Annotated in this window: 15 protein-coding genes; 13 read left to right on the top strand and 2 right to left on the bottom strand. The window is 53.0% G+C overall.

Annotation, left to right across the window (positions count from 1 at the left end; all coding sequences use genetic code 11):
• Nucleotides 1-274: 274 nt before the first annotated feature.
• From IBX50_RS10800 to IBX50_RS10760, 9 genes are read left to right on the top strand one after another with little or no spacing between them, the layout of a single operon-like run.
• Entirely contained in the window at nucleotides 275-886 is a 612-nt protein-coding gene (locus IBX50_RS10800; RefSeq protein ID WP_292255777.1) for a PepSY-associated TM helix domain-containing protein, read from the top strand.
• 24 nt (nucleotides 887-910) lie between these two features.
• The gene (locus IBX50_RS10795) at nucleotides 911-1,402 is read left to right on the top strand and encodes a DUF2271 domain-containing protein (protein WP_292255775.1); all 492 of its coding nucleotides are present in this window, start codon (nucleotides 911-913) and stop codon (nucleotides 1,400-1,402) included.
• A gap of 20 nt (nucleotides 1,403-1,422) precedes the next feature.
• Entirely contained in the window at nucleotides 1,423-2,235 is an 813-nt protein-coding gene (locus IBX50_RS10790) for a DUF4198 domain-containing protein (RefSeq protein WP_292255774.1), read from the top strand.
• A 21-nt stretch (nucleotides 2,236-2,256) separates the two neighbouring features.
• Nucleotides 2,257-2,571, top strand: a complete 315-nt coding sequence (locus IBX50_RS10785) for a hypothetical protein (protein WP_292255772.1) — start codon at nucleotides 2,257-2,259, stop codon at nucleotides 2,569-2,571.
• The gene (locus IBX50_RS10780; protein ID WP_292255770.1) at nucleotides 2,558-3,073 is read left to right on the top strand and encodes a hypothetical protein; all 516 of its coding nucleotides are present in this window, start codon (nucleotides 2,558-2,560) and stop codon (nucleotides 3,071-3,073) included. The genes IBX50_RS10785 and IBX50_RS10780 overlap by 14 nt, the downstream gene beginning before the upstream one ends.
• A complete protein-coding gene (locus IBX50_RS10775; RefSeq protein ID WP_292255768.1) occupies nucleotides 3,070-3,963 on the top strand; it encodes a zinc ABC transporter substrate-binding protein in 894 nt (297 codons plus the stop codon). Before IBX50_RS10780 ends, IBX50_RS10775 begins: the two co-directional genes overlap by 4 nt.
• Nucleotides 3,963-4,613, top strand: a complete 651-nt coding sequence (locus IBX50_RS10770) for a metal ABC transporter ATP-binding protein (protein WP_292255766.1) — start codon at nucleotides 3,963-3,965, stop codon at nucleotides 4,611-4,613. The genes IBX50_RS10775 and IBX50_RS10770 overlap by 1 nt, the downstream gene beginning before the upstream one ends.
• A complete protein-coding gene (locus tag IBX50_RS10765) occupies nucleotides 4,613-5,491 on the top strand; it encodes a metal ABC transporter permease (RefSeq protein WP_292255764.1) in 879 nt (292 codons plus the stop codon). The genes IBX50_RS10770 and IBX50_RS10765 overlap by 1 nt, the downstream gene beginning before the upstream one ends.
• On the top strand, nucleotides 5,488-6,261 hold the full coding sequence (locus tag IBX50_RS10760) for a hypothetical protein (protein ID WP_292255763.1): 774 nt from the start codon (nucleotides 5,488-5,490) through the stop codon (nucleotides 6,259-6,261). The genes IBX50_RS10765 and IBX50_RS10760 overlap by 4 nt, the downstream gene beginning before the upstream one ends.
• On the opposite strand, the gene IBX50_RS10755 is transcribed toward IBX50_RS10760, so the two are convergent.
• Nucleotides 6,233-6,922 carry a class I SAM-dependent methyltransferase gene (locus IBX50_RS10755; RefSeq protein ID WP_292255761.1) on the bottom strand — a complete coding sequence of 230 codons (690 nt, stop codon included), beginning with the start codon at nucleotides 6,920-6,922 and terminating at the stop codon, nucleotides 6,233-6,235. The two genes, IBX50_RS10760 and IBX50_RS10755, sit on opposite strands and share 29 nt — an antisense overlap.
• A gap of 203 nt (nucleotides 6,923-7,125) precedes the next feature.
• Here IBX50_RS10755 and IBX50_RS10750 point away from each other — a divergent pair, with 203 nt between their 5' ends.
• The 4 genes from IBX50_RS10750 to IBX50_RS10735 all read left to right on the top strand — a co-directional run bounded on the left by IBX50_RS10750 (nucleotide 7,126) and on the right by IBX50_RS10735 (nucleotide 14,125).
• Nucleotides 7,126-8,283, top strand: coding sequence for an efflux RND transporter periplasmic adaptor subunit (locus IBX50_RS10750; protein ID WP_292255759.1), 1,158 nt, complete (start codon nucleotides 7,126-7,128; stop codon nucleotides 8,281-8,283).
• Nucleotides 8,280-10,238: a MacB family efflux pump subunit gene (locus IBX50_RS10745; protein ID WP_292255758.1), complete on the top strand. Its 1,959-nt coding sequence runs from the start codon at nucleotides 8,280-8,282 to the stop codon at nucleotides 10,236-10,238. The genes IBX50_RS10750 and IBX50_RS10745 overlap by 4 nt, the downstream gene beginning before the upstream one ends.
• A gap of 2 nt (nucleotides 10,239-10,240) precedes the next feature.
• Nucleotides 10,241-11,647 carry an efflux transporter outer membrane subunit gene (locus IBX50_RS10740; protein WP_292255757.1) on the top strand — a complete coding sequence of 469 codons (1,407 nt, stop codon included), beginning with the start codon at nucleotides 10,241-10,243 and terminating at the stop codon, nucleotides 11,645-11,647.
• 126 nt (nucleotides 11,648-11,773) lie between these two features.
• Nucleotides 11,774-14,125 (top strand): TonB-dependent receptor, encoded by a 2,352-nt coding sequence (locus IBX50_RS10735; RefSeq protein ID WP_292255755.1) that lies wholly within the window; start codon nucleotides 11,774-11,776, stop codon nucleotides 14,123-14,125.
• Nucleotides 14,126-14,184: 59 nt separating this feature from the next.
• On the opposite strand, the gene IBX50_RS10730 is transcribed toward IBX50_RS10735, so the two are convergent.
• A complete protein-coding gene (locus tag IBX50_RS10730) occupies nucleotides 14,185-14,574 on the bottom strand; it encodes a hypothetical protein (protein WP_292255754.1) in 390 nt (129 codons plus the stop codon).
• Nucleotides 14,575-14,911 lie beyond the last annotated feature (337 nt).

Here is a 14,911-nt window from a genome sequence, read left to right as displayed (position 1 = left end):
AGCTCACCAAAGATGCCCGCACCGAGCGTAAGCGTCGCCGCAAATAAACACCCACCCGGTTTAATCCGAGATAAAAGCCTGCCCCTGTGGCAGGCTTTTTTATTTACACATTGAAACAATCCATCCAGACTCTGGGATACTTTTGATACAATCCTCTGCTTAAATTTATTCTATCTGATATTTATTATCGTTTAGATTTGATTTTAGATTGATGCATCGTTAGACTGCCAAATCCAAAATCATCCACAACATCGTTTTTAAGCAGCCATCATTAATGAAACGCTACAACCTCTCCAAAAGCCAACGCTGGGTTCGCCCACTCCATGCCTACAGCTCCATGTTGATGCTATTCATCATGCTGTTTTTCACCGTTACCGGACTGACTCTGAACAATCGTCAGTGGTTATCCAATCCGGCACCACCAATAGAAGCAGAGCTGCAACTACCCACCAACTTCCATTTACTGTTTGAGCAGCAGCAACCACAACAGCTGGCTCAGCCCATCTGGCAATGGTTAAAAAGTCACCAGCAACTACCCGATGGTGAACTCAGCAGTGACTGGTCAGAAAGTGAGCAACTACTAACTCTAGATATCAAACGCCCCGGTGGTTACACCCTAGTAGAAATCCTGCCGGATGATCAAAGCCTCTGGTACGAACACCAGTACCTCGGCTGGATGGCCGTCATCAACGATTTACACATGGGACGTTACAGCGGGCAGTTGTGGAGTTGGTTCATTGATATTGCCGCAGTGGTGATGCTGGTGTTTACCCTGACCGGTTTCTGGCTGGTGTTATTTCATCCCAAACGTCGCAGCCGCACCCTCACTCTCAGCGGTTTTGGCACGCTGCTGATGGTGGGTCTTTATTTTTGGATGCTGTTTTAACCCTTCTGATCAGGAGCAAAACTGATGAAAAAGAAACACCTGGCAGGACTGGTCTTTGGACTGCTGCTCAGCCCCTTGGCGCTGGCTCAGCAGGTGGAGATACAGGTCAATCTGCCAGAAATTGGTGGTTCCATGTATTACCGTCCCTACGTTGCCGTATGGATTGAAGATGCCAGTGAAAACACGGTGAAAACCATCAGTGTCTGGCGTAAAGAGGCTGACTGGTTAAAAGACATGCGGCGCTGGTGGCGCAAAGCCGGTCGTTATGACCAGGGTGAACTGGATAGTGTGACCGGTGCCACCCGCCGTCCCGGCACACACAGTGTCATCTGGGATGGCACCAACCAGCAGGGTGAGAAGGTTCCTGCCGGTCGTTACACCATCAACATCGAAGCAGCTCGTGAACACGGCAGTCGCAGCCTTGTTCGCCAGCCAATTGAGCTGGGCAAAAACCAGACATTGACCACCGAAGCGGCTGAAGAGCTGGGTTCCATGACCATTAAGGTCACCCGATAAAATCACAGGAGAAGTATCTGATGAAAAAACACAACTGGCTGGTTGCCACCGTCCTTTCCGCTGCACTGCTGGCACCCACCGTTCAGGCACACCCAATTTGGATGTTACCGAGTGAATTTAACCTGTCCACCGAAGAAGCCTTTTGGATCACTGTAGATGCCACTGCGGCACACGGTGTGTTCAGTTTTGACAAACCTGTTGGGCTGGATAATGTCAGCATCTACGGACCAGAAGGTGATCGCCGCCGCATCGGCCCTTATTACAAGGGGCAACGCCGCAGTGTTTTTGATCTGCAACTGGATAACCCCGGCACCTACAAGGTCGAAATGCGCGGCCAGCCACGTTACATGACCAGTTATGTCGTTGGTGAACGCAACACAGCTCGCCGTGCCTTCGGCAGCAAACTGGAAGTTCAATTACCCGAAGGTGCCAGAGACGTACGCACTACTGCTGTGCAAACCATCAGTGGCTTTTATGTCACCCATCGCACCCCCACCACCAAGGTGCTGGAAACCACCGGAGAAGGTTTTGAGTTACACGCGCTCACTCACCCCAGTGATGTGGTCAAGGGTGAAGAAGCCCGTTTTAAATTCACCTATGACGGCAAACCGGCAGCAGACATGAAGGTTGAACTGGTGCCTCACGGTACAGCCTGGCGTGACTCCCGGATGCAGGTGGATCTCACCACCGATAAAGAAGGCATCCTGCGCTTCACCCCTGTTGTGACCGGCCCGCATCTACTAACAACCAGCCTGCGCATGGATATCGACAGTCCTCTAGCTGATGGAGTGGGTGTGAACTACCTGCTGACATTTGAAGTACTGCCACAATAAACACCAGTCAGGAGACTTTTGATGGCAACACAACTGCTGACTCGTTCTGCCTTACTGCTGGTGCTGGCTCTGTTGCCGGTGATGGCACAGGCTCACTACCCGGTTATGGACTGCTCTCGTGATTCAGACCGGATTAACTGCCGTATTGGTTACAGTGACGGCACCTTGGCACACGGGCAGGAAGTGGTGATGTACTCCTATGCAGACGAGGAGTTGGTTCGTGTCAAAGCCGATGGTCGCTCCGAAGCCCATTTTGACTGGTATGAAGGTGAGTTTTATATCCAGTTTGATGCAGGTCATGAAGATCCAGCCGAGTTTGATTATGTCGAATTCTGATCCGGTTCTGCTGATCGAAACCGTGCGCCCCGATGACGGGCGCACAGAAAGCTTCTGGGTGGCACTGGTCATCACCGGTGTTTTGTTGCTGGGCGGGCTCGGTATTTTGTTACGACAGGAGCAGACCTCTGCAACAGATACCCGGCCACAACTGGATTTGTTGCAACGCCAGTTTCTGATGGAGTTAACCATTGCGGCTGATGAAATCCGTTTTATCACCACAATGAACTCGGAAGTCAGCACCGATACCGGCTTTGTAAACTGGCCACTGGAGCAACTGCTGCAAGAACAACTCTTGCCGGTTTTTCCGGGGCAATCAGCCAAGGCCTGGCAACAGCTGGAGCCAGGTTGCCTGTTATTACCACAACCTGCCAGCCGGATTCATTTTGGTCTGGTGTTACAACAGGCAGGCAGCAGCATCCACTATGCACCTGCCGATGTACCACTACCCGATCATTGTGAAACCCTGCTGTCTTGGCAGCGTATGGATATCCAATCATGAAAAAATGCCTGATTCTGAGCACTGCATTAATGCTGGCTCTATTGTGCAGTGGCAAGCTGCTGGCCAAACCGCTGGTGGTGGGTATAACTCTGCATCCCTATTACAGCTATGTTGCGGCAGTAGTGGGTGATCGCGCCACACTGATGCCCTTAATCCAAAGTGGGTTTAATCCCCACAACTATGAACTGCAACCTGCGGATATTCGCCGCCTGACCCAGATGGATGCACTGGTGCTCAACGGCATTGGTCATGACGAATTTGCCCTTCATGCACTGGAAGGCATCGATCTGCCAAAACTGTCACTGATTTATACCAACAAGGATGTACCACTTCTGTCTTACGGGCGCGGCAACAGCAATTACAACCCACACAGCTTTGTATCCATTGATGCTGCCATACGTCAGATTTATACCATTGCGGCGGAGCTGGGCAAGCTGGACCCGGACAATGCCAGCTATTTTCAGCAGAATGCCCTGCGTTATGCCCGTGAACTGCGCCAGATGAAAAACCGCTATCGCAGCCAACTGCTGGATGTGGACTTGAGTGGTGTGCGTATTGCCAGTACCCATAATGCTTACGGTTATCTGCTGCAGGAGTTTGGTATTGGAGTGGATACCGTCATCGAACCAGCGCACGGTGTGGAACCCAGCGCCAGCCAGCTGCAAGACACGATTGCCCGCATTAATGAAGCCCGCATTCAGGTGCTCTTCACCGAGCTGGATATGGAAAACCGTTATGTGGAAGTGATTGAACAAGCCACCGGTATTCGTATTTACCATTTTTCCCACATGACCCACGGTGACTACGACCCTGCTCTGGTGATGCGAGAAATGGAACACAATCTACAGACTCTGGTTCGCGCCCTGACCCATGCAGTGGAGCGCCATTAATGGGACCATCAATCCATCTGGATGGTATGAGCCTGAGTCTCAACCGGGTGCAACTGCTTCCTACCATCAATGCCACCTTTGCTGCAGGCCAGTTACACGCCATTACCGGCCCCAACGGAGCTGGCAAGTCTTCTCTGATGAAATCCGTGCTCGGGCTTTTACCTCATCAGGGCTGTATTCAACGCCACTGGTCGGGTGCCATCGGCAACACGGCTTATGTTCCCCAGCAAACTGCTTTTGAGCCTTCACTGCCGGTTACGGTACAGGAGTTCATGCTGGGCAGTCTGAATCGCCGGCCTTTTTTTGGTCGCCGTAACCCGGCTGACCTGCAACAAATTGAAACACTGTTACAGCGGGTGGGTATGGAAACAAAAGGTCATCTGCGTCTGGGGCAGTTATCCGGTGGTGAGCGCCAGCGCTTGCTGTTTGCTCAGGCACTGGAAAGAAACAGCCTGTTCTGGTGCCTGGATGAACCCATGAACGGTCTGGATCAACAGGCACAGGCATTGATCAGTGATGAAATTGAAGTCTTGCGTAGCAAGGGAGCCACCCTGCTGGTGATCCACCATGATCCAGACTGGGTTGCTGATCACGCCGACCAAATCTGGCGGGTGGAGAATGGTTTGCAACCCATCGGAGCACAACACTGATGGACAGTCTTCGTGAGTTGGTTTTAAGCCTGCAACAAGCCGGTTATCTGCCAGAGATGTTCCAGTATGCCTTTCTGACGAATGCCCTGGTGGCGGCCTGCATCATTGGTCCGTTACTGGGTGCACTGGGGCCGTTGGTAGTGGTCAAACGCCTGGCCTTTTTTTCCGAAGCTGTGGGGCATGGTGCCTTAACCGGTGTGGCACTGGGAATTCTGCTGGGTGAACCAGCCACCCAGCCACTGGCCGCACTGTTTGCCTTCTGTGTGATTTTTGCGTTGCTGTTGCACTGGATCAAAAGCCGCACCCAGATTCCCTACGATGCACTGGTCGGTGTGTTCCTGTCTTTTGCCATTGCGCTGGGGGCAGCACTGCTGCTTTATGTTGCCAAAAAAGTGAATGTGCACATTCTGGAGAACGTACTGTTTGGTTCCATCCTGACGGTGCGGGATACCGATCTGCTGGTAATGCTGATGCTGGCCGTAGTCTGTGTGGTGCTGATGTTGTACAGCAGCAACCGAGCGTTGATCAGTAGCCTGGCACCGGATCTGGCGCGGGTGCGTGGCATCAATGTGCGCCTTTATGATTATGTATTTGTGTTGTTAATTGCACTGGTGACGGTGGCTTCGGTCAAGATCATTGGTGCCATACTGGTGGGTGCACTGCTGCTGATTCCAGCTACCGCAGCTCGGCTGATCAGTCGCAGTGGCCGAGAGTTTTTCTGGTATTCCATTCTGTTTGCCACGGTCAGCTGCCTGCTCGGCATTCTGTTACCCATGGCTGGTGCCTTACCCATTCCATCCGGAGCCGCCATAGTACTGATTGCATCCCTGAGCTTTTTATTCGCTTTGCTGGTACGTCGCTGGAGATCCCTTGCATGAAAAAAATCCTGCTTCTGTGTCTACTGCTGCTGGCCGCTCTGCCGGTGCTGGCGGCACAAAAAACCGCACCTGTGGTAACTACTGCTCCTGTAGTGCAGCTGATTGCTGAAAGTCTGCTGGATTTAACCCCCTTACAGAGCCATTACCTGCCACCAACACGCTTGCCAATCAATCGTATTCCAGCCTGGTTAAGCCGTGTCGATGTTCATCAATTGCCGCGGGCAGAGGCTGTGCTGACGTTTGAGTCCACTTGGCCTGAACTGGCTATTTTTCCGTTATTACGACAGCTGAATATCCGGCTGGTGGCGGTGGATCTGGCACACGAGGTGGCACCGGGTGGTGCCAGAGTCATCCAGCGCCAGGGGTTATCCGAGCCGGATTATTTCTGGATGGATTTCAGCAATCTGACACTGATGAGTAACATCGCCGCGCGGGATCTGGCACGCCTGTGGCCTGAACATGCCGAACAGATCGACCGCAACCGGCAACAACTGATTCGTCGTATCCAACAAACCGCTCTGCAGGTGGATGAACTGCTGTTTGCTGCTGAGATTTCCACCCTGGCTGTCACGGATGAAAAACTCATGCCACTGGTGCTGAGCACCGCTTTGCCTCTGGCGGAACCTGCACAGGCTGATCTGGTGCTGAGCACCCGTGCCGAAGAAGGTTTACGCAGTTGGGTGGTTGATCCGCTGCTGCGCCCCGGAACGACCAACCTGAGTGACTGGCTGGAGTCTCAGGTCAGCAGTCTGCAGAGCGCTTTAAAATAACCACATCACGACCCAGATAAACCTGCTGCAGCTGCCAGTGTTTTGCCAGCCAGTCAAAGCAGGTTTCGCTGAAAAAGGTAATGTGGGTTGGATCCATCAGGTAATGCCACTGACTGAAAGCGGCCAGATCACGCGGGCGCTGGGTCATGATGCCCAGCAGTCCACCCGGTTTGAGGCAGGACACCAGTTGATCCAGCACCTGCGCCGGTTGTGCCAGATGCTCAAACACCTCGGTGCTGGTGATAAAGTCATACTGCTGCTGCAATAATTCTGGATGTTGGGCGAAATAAAGGTCGTAGTTCTGGCAGGTATAACCTGCCTCAGCCAGCATCAGTGACAGGGTTGGACCGGGGCCACAACCAAAGTCCAGCCCTTGCAGGTCGGTGGATGTTTTGCTGGTTGCCTTTAACAACAGCTGCAGCAGGTTTTGCATCGGCTCAACCATACGCCCCAGAAAACGGCGATACCCGGCATCTGCTGGATTGTTTTCATGCTGCTGATACACCGCCTGCTCTGCTGTGGCATCCAGATGAAAGTGACTAGGTACAAACACCAGATCACACACCATACAGCGATGATACTCCCGACCGACCAGTGGTTTACGTGTCTGGGTGTACCACAAATGGGTTTGCTCTGAATAACACAGGGGACACTGAACCATCCTGTTTTCCTGTTGGAAACACCGGTTAATAAAAAAGGCAGTTTACCCTACCCGCTCAATGACAGACAGAAAGGCAGGTAGCTGGCTTGCGACATTCCGCGACACTCTCTACTGCCCTTGGGATAATTCTGTTACAGAAACGATTTTTAATGCTTTCAGATGAAATGAGTCTGGTCGAATACTATCAAGGAGCCACAGGTATCATGTCTTCCCGTACAAAAAAAATCCTGCTGCTGCTGCTGGTTGTGCTGCTGGTGGCTGCAGCCATTTATGGCTGGCAACAGTTCAAGGCACCCGAACGATCAACTCACCTGCCCAGCGCCACCGTGACACGTGGCAACCTGCAGGAGCAGGTCACGGCTACCGGCACCATCAATCCCAGAAACTATGTGGATGTGGGGGCACAGATTTCCGGTCAGCTGCTGCGCCTGCATGTGGAGGTGGGTGATCCGGTTGAAGCAGGTCAGTTACTGGCAGAAATTGATGCACGGGTACTGGAAGCCAATGTGGCCGCCAGTCGTGCCCAGTTGCGAGCACAGGCGGCTCAACTGCGGGATCGTCAGGCACAACTGAAACTGGCGCAACTGCATTATCAGCGCCAGCAGAACCTGCGAGCGGATGAAGCCGTAACCGAAGAAGCCCTGCAACAGGCCGAAGCCAGTTACCTATCTGCCGCAGCACAGCTGGATCAACTGCAGGCACAGATCGAACAGAACCAGTCATCCTTAGCTGCGGATGAAGCCAATCTGGAATATGCTCGTATTCTTGCACCGATCAGCGGCACAGTGGTATCCATCAATGCCCGTCAGGGGCAAACCCTGAACGCCAACCAGCAGGCTCCAGTGATTCTGCAGATTGCGGATCTCAGCCAGATGCGGGTTGAAACCCGTGTTTCCGAGGCTGATGTCAGTCGGCTGCGTGTGAGTATGCCTGCCTACTTCACCACACTGGGCAGTCAGGGACAACGCTGGCGGGGTGAACTGCTGCGCATTGAACCCACCCCAGTGATTGAAAACAATGTAGTGCTTTACAACGCACCTTTTGATGTGGAAAACCGCCGCAATCAGCTACTGCCACAAATGACCGCACAGGTGTTTTTTATTGTGGCCGAAACACAGGATGCCTTGCTGGCACCCTCAGCGGCCTTGCAACGGCTGGATCGTCAGCGTTATCAGGTCACAGTGCTAACTCCGGGCGGCTCTCAGGAAGTACGAGAAGTGCAGGTGGGTGTCAACAACCGCATCCAAGCTGAAATTCTGAGTGGACTGCAGGAAGGTGAAATCCTGCTGCTACAAACCGGCAGCCAACAGAATCGGGCAACTCAAAACACCAACCGCATCCCCGGAATGCCGCGTTTATGAATCCGCTCAGCAATTCACCCGCCAGCAAACCACCGCTGATCCGGCTGGAACAGCTAACTCGCAGTTTCAGCAATGGAGACCAGACCCTGCAAGTACTCAAAGGACTGGATCTGACCATCCATGAAGGTGAGTTTGTTGCCATTATTGGCAGCTCCGGTTCCGGTAAATCCACCCTGATGAATCTGCTGGGTTGTCTGGATCGACCCACCACGGGTGAATATTATTTTCGTGGTCAGCCGGTCTCCTCACTGGATAAAGACGAACTGGCTCTCCTGCGGCGGGAAGCCTTTGGTTTTGTGTTCCAGAGTTACCACCTGTTGCCCGGCACTCCAGCGGTCAACAATGTTGAGTTGCCCGCCATTTATGCTGGTGAGTCACCCACCAATCGACGCCAGCGTGCGCTGGAGCTGCTGGCAAGATTGGGACTCAGTGATCGTGCCTGGCACCTGCCGGGGCAATTATCCGGCGGTCAGCAACAACGAGTGTCTATTGCCCGTGCACTGATGAACGGTGGCCAGGTGATTCTTGCGGATGAACCCACCGGCGCACTGGACAGCCAGAGTGGTCAGGAGGTTATCAACCTGCTGAAAGAACTCTCCGCTCAGGGGCATACCCTGCTGCTGATCACCCATGATCCAGAAGTAGCTGCCCACGCCAACCGTATTATCGAAATCCGTGATGGGCAAATCATTCATGACTCTGGCCGGGCAGATCAACCAGAAGCTCAGGCCAGTTTGCCACCACCCATCCCCGGCAGAGAACAACCCCTGCTGGATATCTGGGAGTCCACCAAAGCTGCGTTTACTGCCTTGCACCGCAACCTGTTTCGTACTCTGCTGACTCTGCTGGGTATCGTAATAGGGGTTGCTTCGGTGATTGCCATGTTGGCAATCGGGGATGGTGCACGCCATGAGGTGGTTGATCGCATCAGTGCCATGGGCAGTAATCTACTGCTGATCCGCCCCGGTGCAGCCAATCAACGGGGGCGATGGCCTGCCACCCTGGTGCCGGAAGATGTGGAAGCCATTAATGCTCAGGTGCCCAATCTGATTGCGGCTATTCCGGAACTAACCAGCAGTGTCACCCTGCGTTATGGCAATCTGGATAAAACCACCGAGGTGAATGCCACCTCTGCCGATTTTCCGCTGGCACGCCAGTGGCCAGTGGCACAGGGCACCTTTTTCAGTCGTGATGATGACACCATCTACGCCACCGTAGCTGTCATAGGTCAGACAGTGGCACAAACCCTGTTTCCCGGTCGCTCCCCGCTGGGTGAATATGTCATGGCCGGTGGCACCCTGCTGCAGGTGATTGGTGTGATGAGTGAGCGCGGTGCATCTCCCATGGGGCAGGATCAGGACGACATCGTTTTTGTACCCTTCAACACCGGCAGCCTGCGAATTTTTGGTCAACGCAACCTGCGTAATGTCACCGTTGCAGTTGCCGATGTTGACCAGATGGATGCTACTCAGGAAGCCATTTTTAACCTGCTGCTGGCTCGACACGGGGTAGAGGATTTCCAGATCCGCAACATGGCCTCTCTGATCGACAGCGTGACCGAAACCCAGAACACCTTCACCCTGTTGCTGGGTTCCGTGGCCGCCATTTCGCTGCTGGTGGGTGGTGTGGGTGTTATGAACATCATGCTGGTTTCTGTCACCGAACGTACCCGCGAAATTGGCATCCGGCTGGCAACCGGGGCACGAACCCGCAATATCCTGCAGCAGTTCCTGATCGAAGCACTGACCATTTCTGCGCTGGGCGGACTGATTGGTGTTGCCATCGGGCTGGGCACCGCCTGGCTGCTGGGTTATCTGGGTACAGCCGTTTATTTTTCACTTTTTCCGGTATTACTGGCGTTTGGTTGTGCCTTTGCCACAGGTCTGATTTTTGGTTTCCTGCCTGCCCGCAAGGCTGCTCACCTTGACCCAGTTAAAGCTTTGTCTACGGAGTGAACATGCGCCATCTGATTTTATCTATGACCCTCGCCGGATTATTGACTGGCTGTGCGGTGAGTAGCCCACCACCCCGCCCGGCCATGGATCTGGCTACGGACTGGACACTTGCAACTGCCACTGCAGACCCCAGTTTGCTGTTGCAGGATGACTGGTGGCTGGCATTTGACTCAGAACCCTTACAGCAGCTGATCGAGCAGGCGCTACAACAAAATCTCGACCTGCGTATGGCACAGGAACGCATTCTGCAGGCCGAAGCTCAACTGGGTATTACCCGTGCCTCATCTTTACCGGGGCTGAATGCCAATGCATCCGCCGGAGTCAGAAACACCTCCGGCAATAATGGACAAAACACCAGCAGTGAATCGTCCAGTATTGGCCTGAGCACCAGTTATGAGGTGGATCTCTGGGGACGAATTGCTGCAGAACGGGCAGCGGGTAAAGCCTCACTGGAGGCCACAGTGTATGACTGGCACAGCACCCGTTTAAGCCTGAGTGCCTCGGTTGCCTCCAGCTGGTTTCAGTGGTTGCTGCTGGATTCCCGGCAGGAGACTGCTCGCTGGTATTTACAAGCAGCCGAAAAACAACTGGCATTTATTGAGGCCGCTTACCAGCAGGGAACTGCCACACCGGCTGATCTGGCTCGGCAACGCAGCCAGGTGATCAGCCAGCAATCCAACCTGAAAAACCTGCAACACCAGCAGTTGCAAACCAGTAATGCACTGGCACTACTGTTAGGTGAAGCACCCCAGCAATTTCAACCCCCGACAGCCGATCTGCAGCAACTCAATCCACCACGCATTCACCCCGGCCTGCCCAGCGATCTGTTAACCCGTCGCCCGGATCTTGCCCGTGCTGAAGCCCAGTTACAGGCCGCTGAAGCCAATATCACTGCTGCACGTGCTGCGGTCTTCCCCAGCCTGCAATTATCCGCTTCTGCTGCACTCGCCAGCAGCACCCTGTCTCTGGCCGATCCGGTACAAACACTCAACCTGACTAGCGGTATCACTCAAAGCATTTTTGATCATGGTGTACGTAAACGTCAGATCCAGATCAGCGAATCACGCCAGCAGGAATTACTGCAGAGTTACCATAAGGCGGTACTGACAGCACTGATTGAGGTGGAAGATGCACTGAGCAATGAACGCCTGAATCATGAACTGCAACAACAACAACAGCGACTGGTCAAAGAAACTCGTTTGATTACTTCCCATACCGAACGGCGTTACCAGGCCGGAGCGGACAGCCTGAACCTGTTACTGGAAGCACAACGCAGCCTGTTTCAGGCCGAAGATCAGTTGTTGCAACTGCAACAGGAACGCCTGAATGCCAGCCTGAATCTTTACCGGGTGTTAGGGGGTGGTTGGCAGCAGGAAAACGTCTGGACAAATACAAATGAAAAGGATTAACATTTAGATATAGTTAAGCCAGCCAAAAAAGTTCCCGATACTAGGAAAAAGTTTTTATCCAGAGTATCGGGGAACCCCATGTAGCCAGCCAGACTGCTTTTTTAAATCAGCCCCTGACTGGAGACAATGATGAAATCATCACGCGCACCAATGCGCGCCCCTGCTTTTGCCCGTAATCCCATCCACTTTGCCATTGGTATGACTCTACTGGCAGCAGCCAGCCAACTGCACGCAGACACCACCCAACGAGTGGATACGCTGGTAGTCACTGCTGCCGGTTTTGAGCAAAAGTTGACTGACGCACCGGCCAGTATCTCGGTAATTACCCGTGAAGATCTTGCCAAACGTCCTTACATCACCCTGCTGGACGCCGTGCGCGACTTGGAAGGTGTCGATGTGGGTGAAACCCGTGACAAATCAGGGCAGGGCAGCATTTCCATGCGTGGTATGGGTGCCGACTACACTCTAATCCTGCTTAATGGCCGTCGCCAGAATAACAACGGTGATATTTATCCCAACAGTTTTGGTGGTAATCAGTTTAATCATATTCCACCCTTGGATGCCATTGAGCGTATTGAGGTCATCCGTGGCCCGGCAGCCACACTTTACGGTGCTGACGCCATGGGTGGTGTGATCAACATCATCACCCGCCGGGATATGGAAAAATGGAGTGGATCTCTGACCTTTGGTCGCACCTATCAGAGCAACAAAGACTTTGGGGATGATGTTACAACCGATATTTATCTGACCGGCCCACTGATACCCGGCACACTCGGCATGGCATTGCGTGGCAGCCTTTATGACCGTATGGCATCCAACCCAAAATACGAAAAAGCGACTGATCCGGCTGGCACCACACACGAGCGGACTCTCGGATTTGGTCGCGGCGGACGCACAGTAGCCAACACCAACCTTGCCGGTGGTTTCTCCCTGTACTGGACACCAGAAGACAGACAACGCATCACCTTTGATTACGACACCTCTGAACAAACCTATGACAATGACTCCAGCCAGTTGGGTACTCTGGATAGCATAGACTCTGTCTGGCGCGCCCAGACCATTAACGGAACACCGGGGCGGGTAGCTCCCCGTGTTGGTTACAACGATGATCAACGATTCACCCGTGAGCAATGGGGCATTTCCCATGAAGGGCGCTGGGACTTTGGTAATACCCAGGTTTCACTGTCACATATTTCATCCAATAACCATGGCCGCACCCTGCCCTTCACCATTGATGAGCGTAATCAACTGCAGCAAATGTATAGCGGCACTGGAGCCTATGCGGGCATGAGTCAGGCCAACCGCAAGGCACTGGCAGAATCCACCTTCCTGCCACGTCCGAATCGAACCATGGAAAGCCGGGAGTACACTCTGGATGCCAAACTGGAAAAACTGATCGGTAATCACCAGCTGGTGACCGGTGGACAGCTCATCCGGGGTGAACTGGAAGACGGTGTGTTTGGTATGTATGGTGGCAACTACAAATCCGGTGAGGTGCAGGAACATCACATGTGGGCAGTGTTTGGCGAAGACAACTGGATGTTGACTCCGGATCTGACCCTGACGGGTGGTCTGCGTTATGACGATCACGAGGTGTTTGGTGGTCAGACCAGTCCACGCATCTACGCTGTATACAACCTGTCTGATGCCTGGACTGTAAAAGGTGGTATCAGCACCGGTTATAAAACACCTAAAACCACCGATCTGTTTCCCGGCATCAGAGGTTTTGGCGCTCAAGGTACAGCACCCTGGGCAGGTAACCCGGAGCTGAAACCGGAAACCAGTCTCAACAAGGAAATTGCTGTGTATTATGAATCCTGGCAAGGACACAGCTTTAACGCCACCCTGTTCCAGACCGACTTTGAAGACAAAATTTCCGGTGGTGGTGATGCCGTACCACCCTGTGAGATTGCCGCTCCCGGACAGAAATGTGCCGATGTTGGCAGTGGCTGGGCAAGTCTTTACCCAACCTTCAGCCAGAACCAGAACATCGACCGAGTTGATCTGCAAGGTGCCGAGCTGGCTGGTCGTCTGATTCTGCCTTTTGACCTGACCCTGCGCGCCAACTACACCTACACCGATTCAGAGCAGAAAACGGGGAGTAATGCCGGTCGTCCTCTGAACAACTCCGCCAAACACATGGCCAATGCCACACTGGACTGGCAGAGCACAAACCGCCTGAACCTGTACCTGTCCCTAGAGGCTCGCTCGGATCGTTACCGTGGTTGGGATGCAGTGGCGGATGAAGCCCTGTACTACAAGGATTACGAGGTCTTTAATCTGGGAGCCAGCTACAAGGCAGCAGACAACGTCACCATCAACGGGCGCATCAACAACCTGTTTGATCGGGATTTTACCAGCTACACGACCACCTTCACTGACAATGGTGATGGTACTTACACACCCAGCTACACGGATGACTACAACAACAAGGACAAATCCAGAAACTTCTGGGTCAGTGTCAATGTTGCCTTCTGATCTGAAAAGCCGCTCACGGGACGAGCGGCTGTTTTCTGTGACTACCTGTCAGGCAAAAATCAACCGATACCCTGATCCTGCGGGTGAAAAGTAGGAACCAGAGTCGGGCTCTTGTCACACAGGCTGATCAACAAACGGGCTATCAGATCATGCATGATCAGTGTCTTGCGATTGCCGGTTTGTTCATAGTGGGTTTTGATGCGCCCCTTGAGCAGCTGATCACCGGAAACCTCAACCAGAATATCCACCTCTCCGGCATCTTCCACCAGCCGCATTGGATCGGTGTAACAGGCGATTCCCTGACTTTCTGCCAGCTGCATTCCCGGAGAATCGGGATCAATATCTGCTACTCCCAGCACCTGGATATAGTCATACTGCAACAGATCTTTTAATAACGGAGTTCCGGTACGTCCGGCACCAATAACAGCAATACTTAACTGTTGGTTCATCAAGCTTTCTCCTTGCTTCAGGTTAAAAAAACCACTGCTCTTGTCTTTTGTCAGTCTCTGACTTGAGCTAGTGTTATACCTTAACTTCCGAGCAGCTGTGCAGGGAAGGTTTTGTGTAAAGAGACATCAATACTCCTTATGGCTCTTATTTAAAGTATTTCAAAATCATGTTAACTTTGGTGTCTGCAGTTTTGAACAAGGTGGATTTATGGACAAGAAACAAGCCAGTGAAAGCAACAGCTCAACGGAACTGCCCTCAGCATTGGATCTGGGGCTGGCTTACCACCTGAAAGACAACAACGAACTCTGGGTGGAGTTTAATCCGCTGGACACCACC

It is taken from the genome of Marinospirillum sp., from assembly GCF_014859565.1.
The sequence above is the reverse complement of the archived record's forward strand: the minus strand, read 5'-3'. Positions and strand labels throughout refer to the sequence as shown.

What these genes read in the sequence shown, in the direction of transcription:
- IBX50_RS10800 (WP_292255777.1), top strand. Translation starts at nt 275, where the DNA reads ATGAAACGCTACAACCTCTCCAAAAGCCAACGCTGGGTTCGCCCACTC.
- IBX50_RS10795 (WP_292255775.1), top strand. Translation starts at nt 911, where the DNA reads ATGAAAAAGAAACACCTGGCAGGACTGGTCTTTGGACTGCTGCTCAGC.
- IBX50_RS10790 (WP_292255774.1), top strand. Translation starts at nt 1,423, where the DNA reads ATGAAAAAACACAACTGGCTGGTTGCCACCGTCCTTTCCGCTGCACTG.
- IBX50_RS10785 (WP_292255772.1), top strand. Translation starts at nt 2,257, where the DNA reads ATGGCAACACAACTGCTGACTCGTTCTGCCTTACTGCTGGTGCTGGCT.
- IBX50_RS10780 (WP_292255770.1), top strand. Translation starts at nt 2,558, where the DNA reads ATGTCGAATTCTGATCCGGTTCTGCTGATCGAAACCGTGCGCCCCGAT.
- IBX50_RS10775 (WP_292255768.1), top strand. Translation starts at nt 3,070, where the DNA reads ATGAAAAAATGCCTGATTCTGAGCACTGCATTAATGCTGGCTCTATTG.
- IBX50_RS10770 (WP_292255766.1), top strand. Translation starts at nt 3,963, where the DNA reads ATGGGACCATCAATCCATCTGGATGGTATGAGCCTGAGTCTCAACCGG.
- IBX50_RS10765 (WP_292255764.1), top strand. Translation starts at nt 4,613, where the DNA reads ATGGACAGTCTTCGTGAGTTGGTTTTAAGCCTGCAACAAGCCGGTTAT.
- IBX50_RS10760 (WP_292255763.1), top strand. Translation starts at nt 5,488, where the DNA reads ATGAAAAAAATCCTGCTTCTGTGTCTACTGCTGCTGGCCGCTCTGCCG.
- IBX50_RS10755 (WP_292255761.1), bottom strand. Translation starts at nt 6,922, where the DNA reads ATGGTTCAGTGTCCCCTGTGTTATTCAGAGCAAACCCATTTGTGGTAC.
- IBX50_RS10750 (WP_292255759.1), top strand. Translation starts at nt 7,126, where the DNA reads ATGTCTTCCCGTACAAAAAAAATCCTGCTGCTGCTGCTGGTTGTGCTG.
- IBX50_RS10745 (WP_292255758.1), top strand. Translation starts at nt 8,280, where the DNA reads ATGAATCCGCTCAGCAATTCACCCGCCAGCAAACCACCGCTGATCCGG.
- IBX50_RS10740 (WP_292255757.1), top strand. Translation starts at nt 10,241, where the DNA reads ATGCGCCATCTGATTTTATCTATGACCCTCGCCGGATTATTGACTGGC.
- IBX50_RS10735 (WP_292255755.1), top strand. Translation starts at nt 11,774, where the DNA reads ATGATGAAATCATCACGCGCACCAATGCGCGCCCCTGCTTTTGCCCGT.
- IBX50_RS10730 (WP_292255754.1), bottom strand. Translation starts at nt 14,574, where the DNA reads ATGAACCAACAGTTAAGTATTGCTGTTATTGGTGCCGGACGTACCGGA.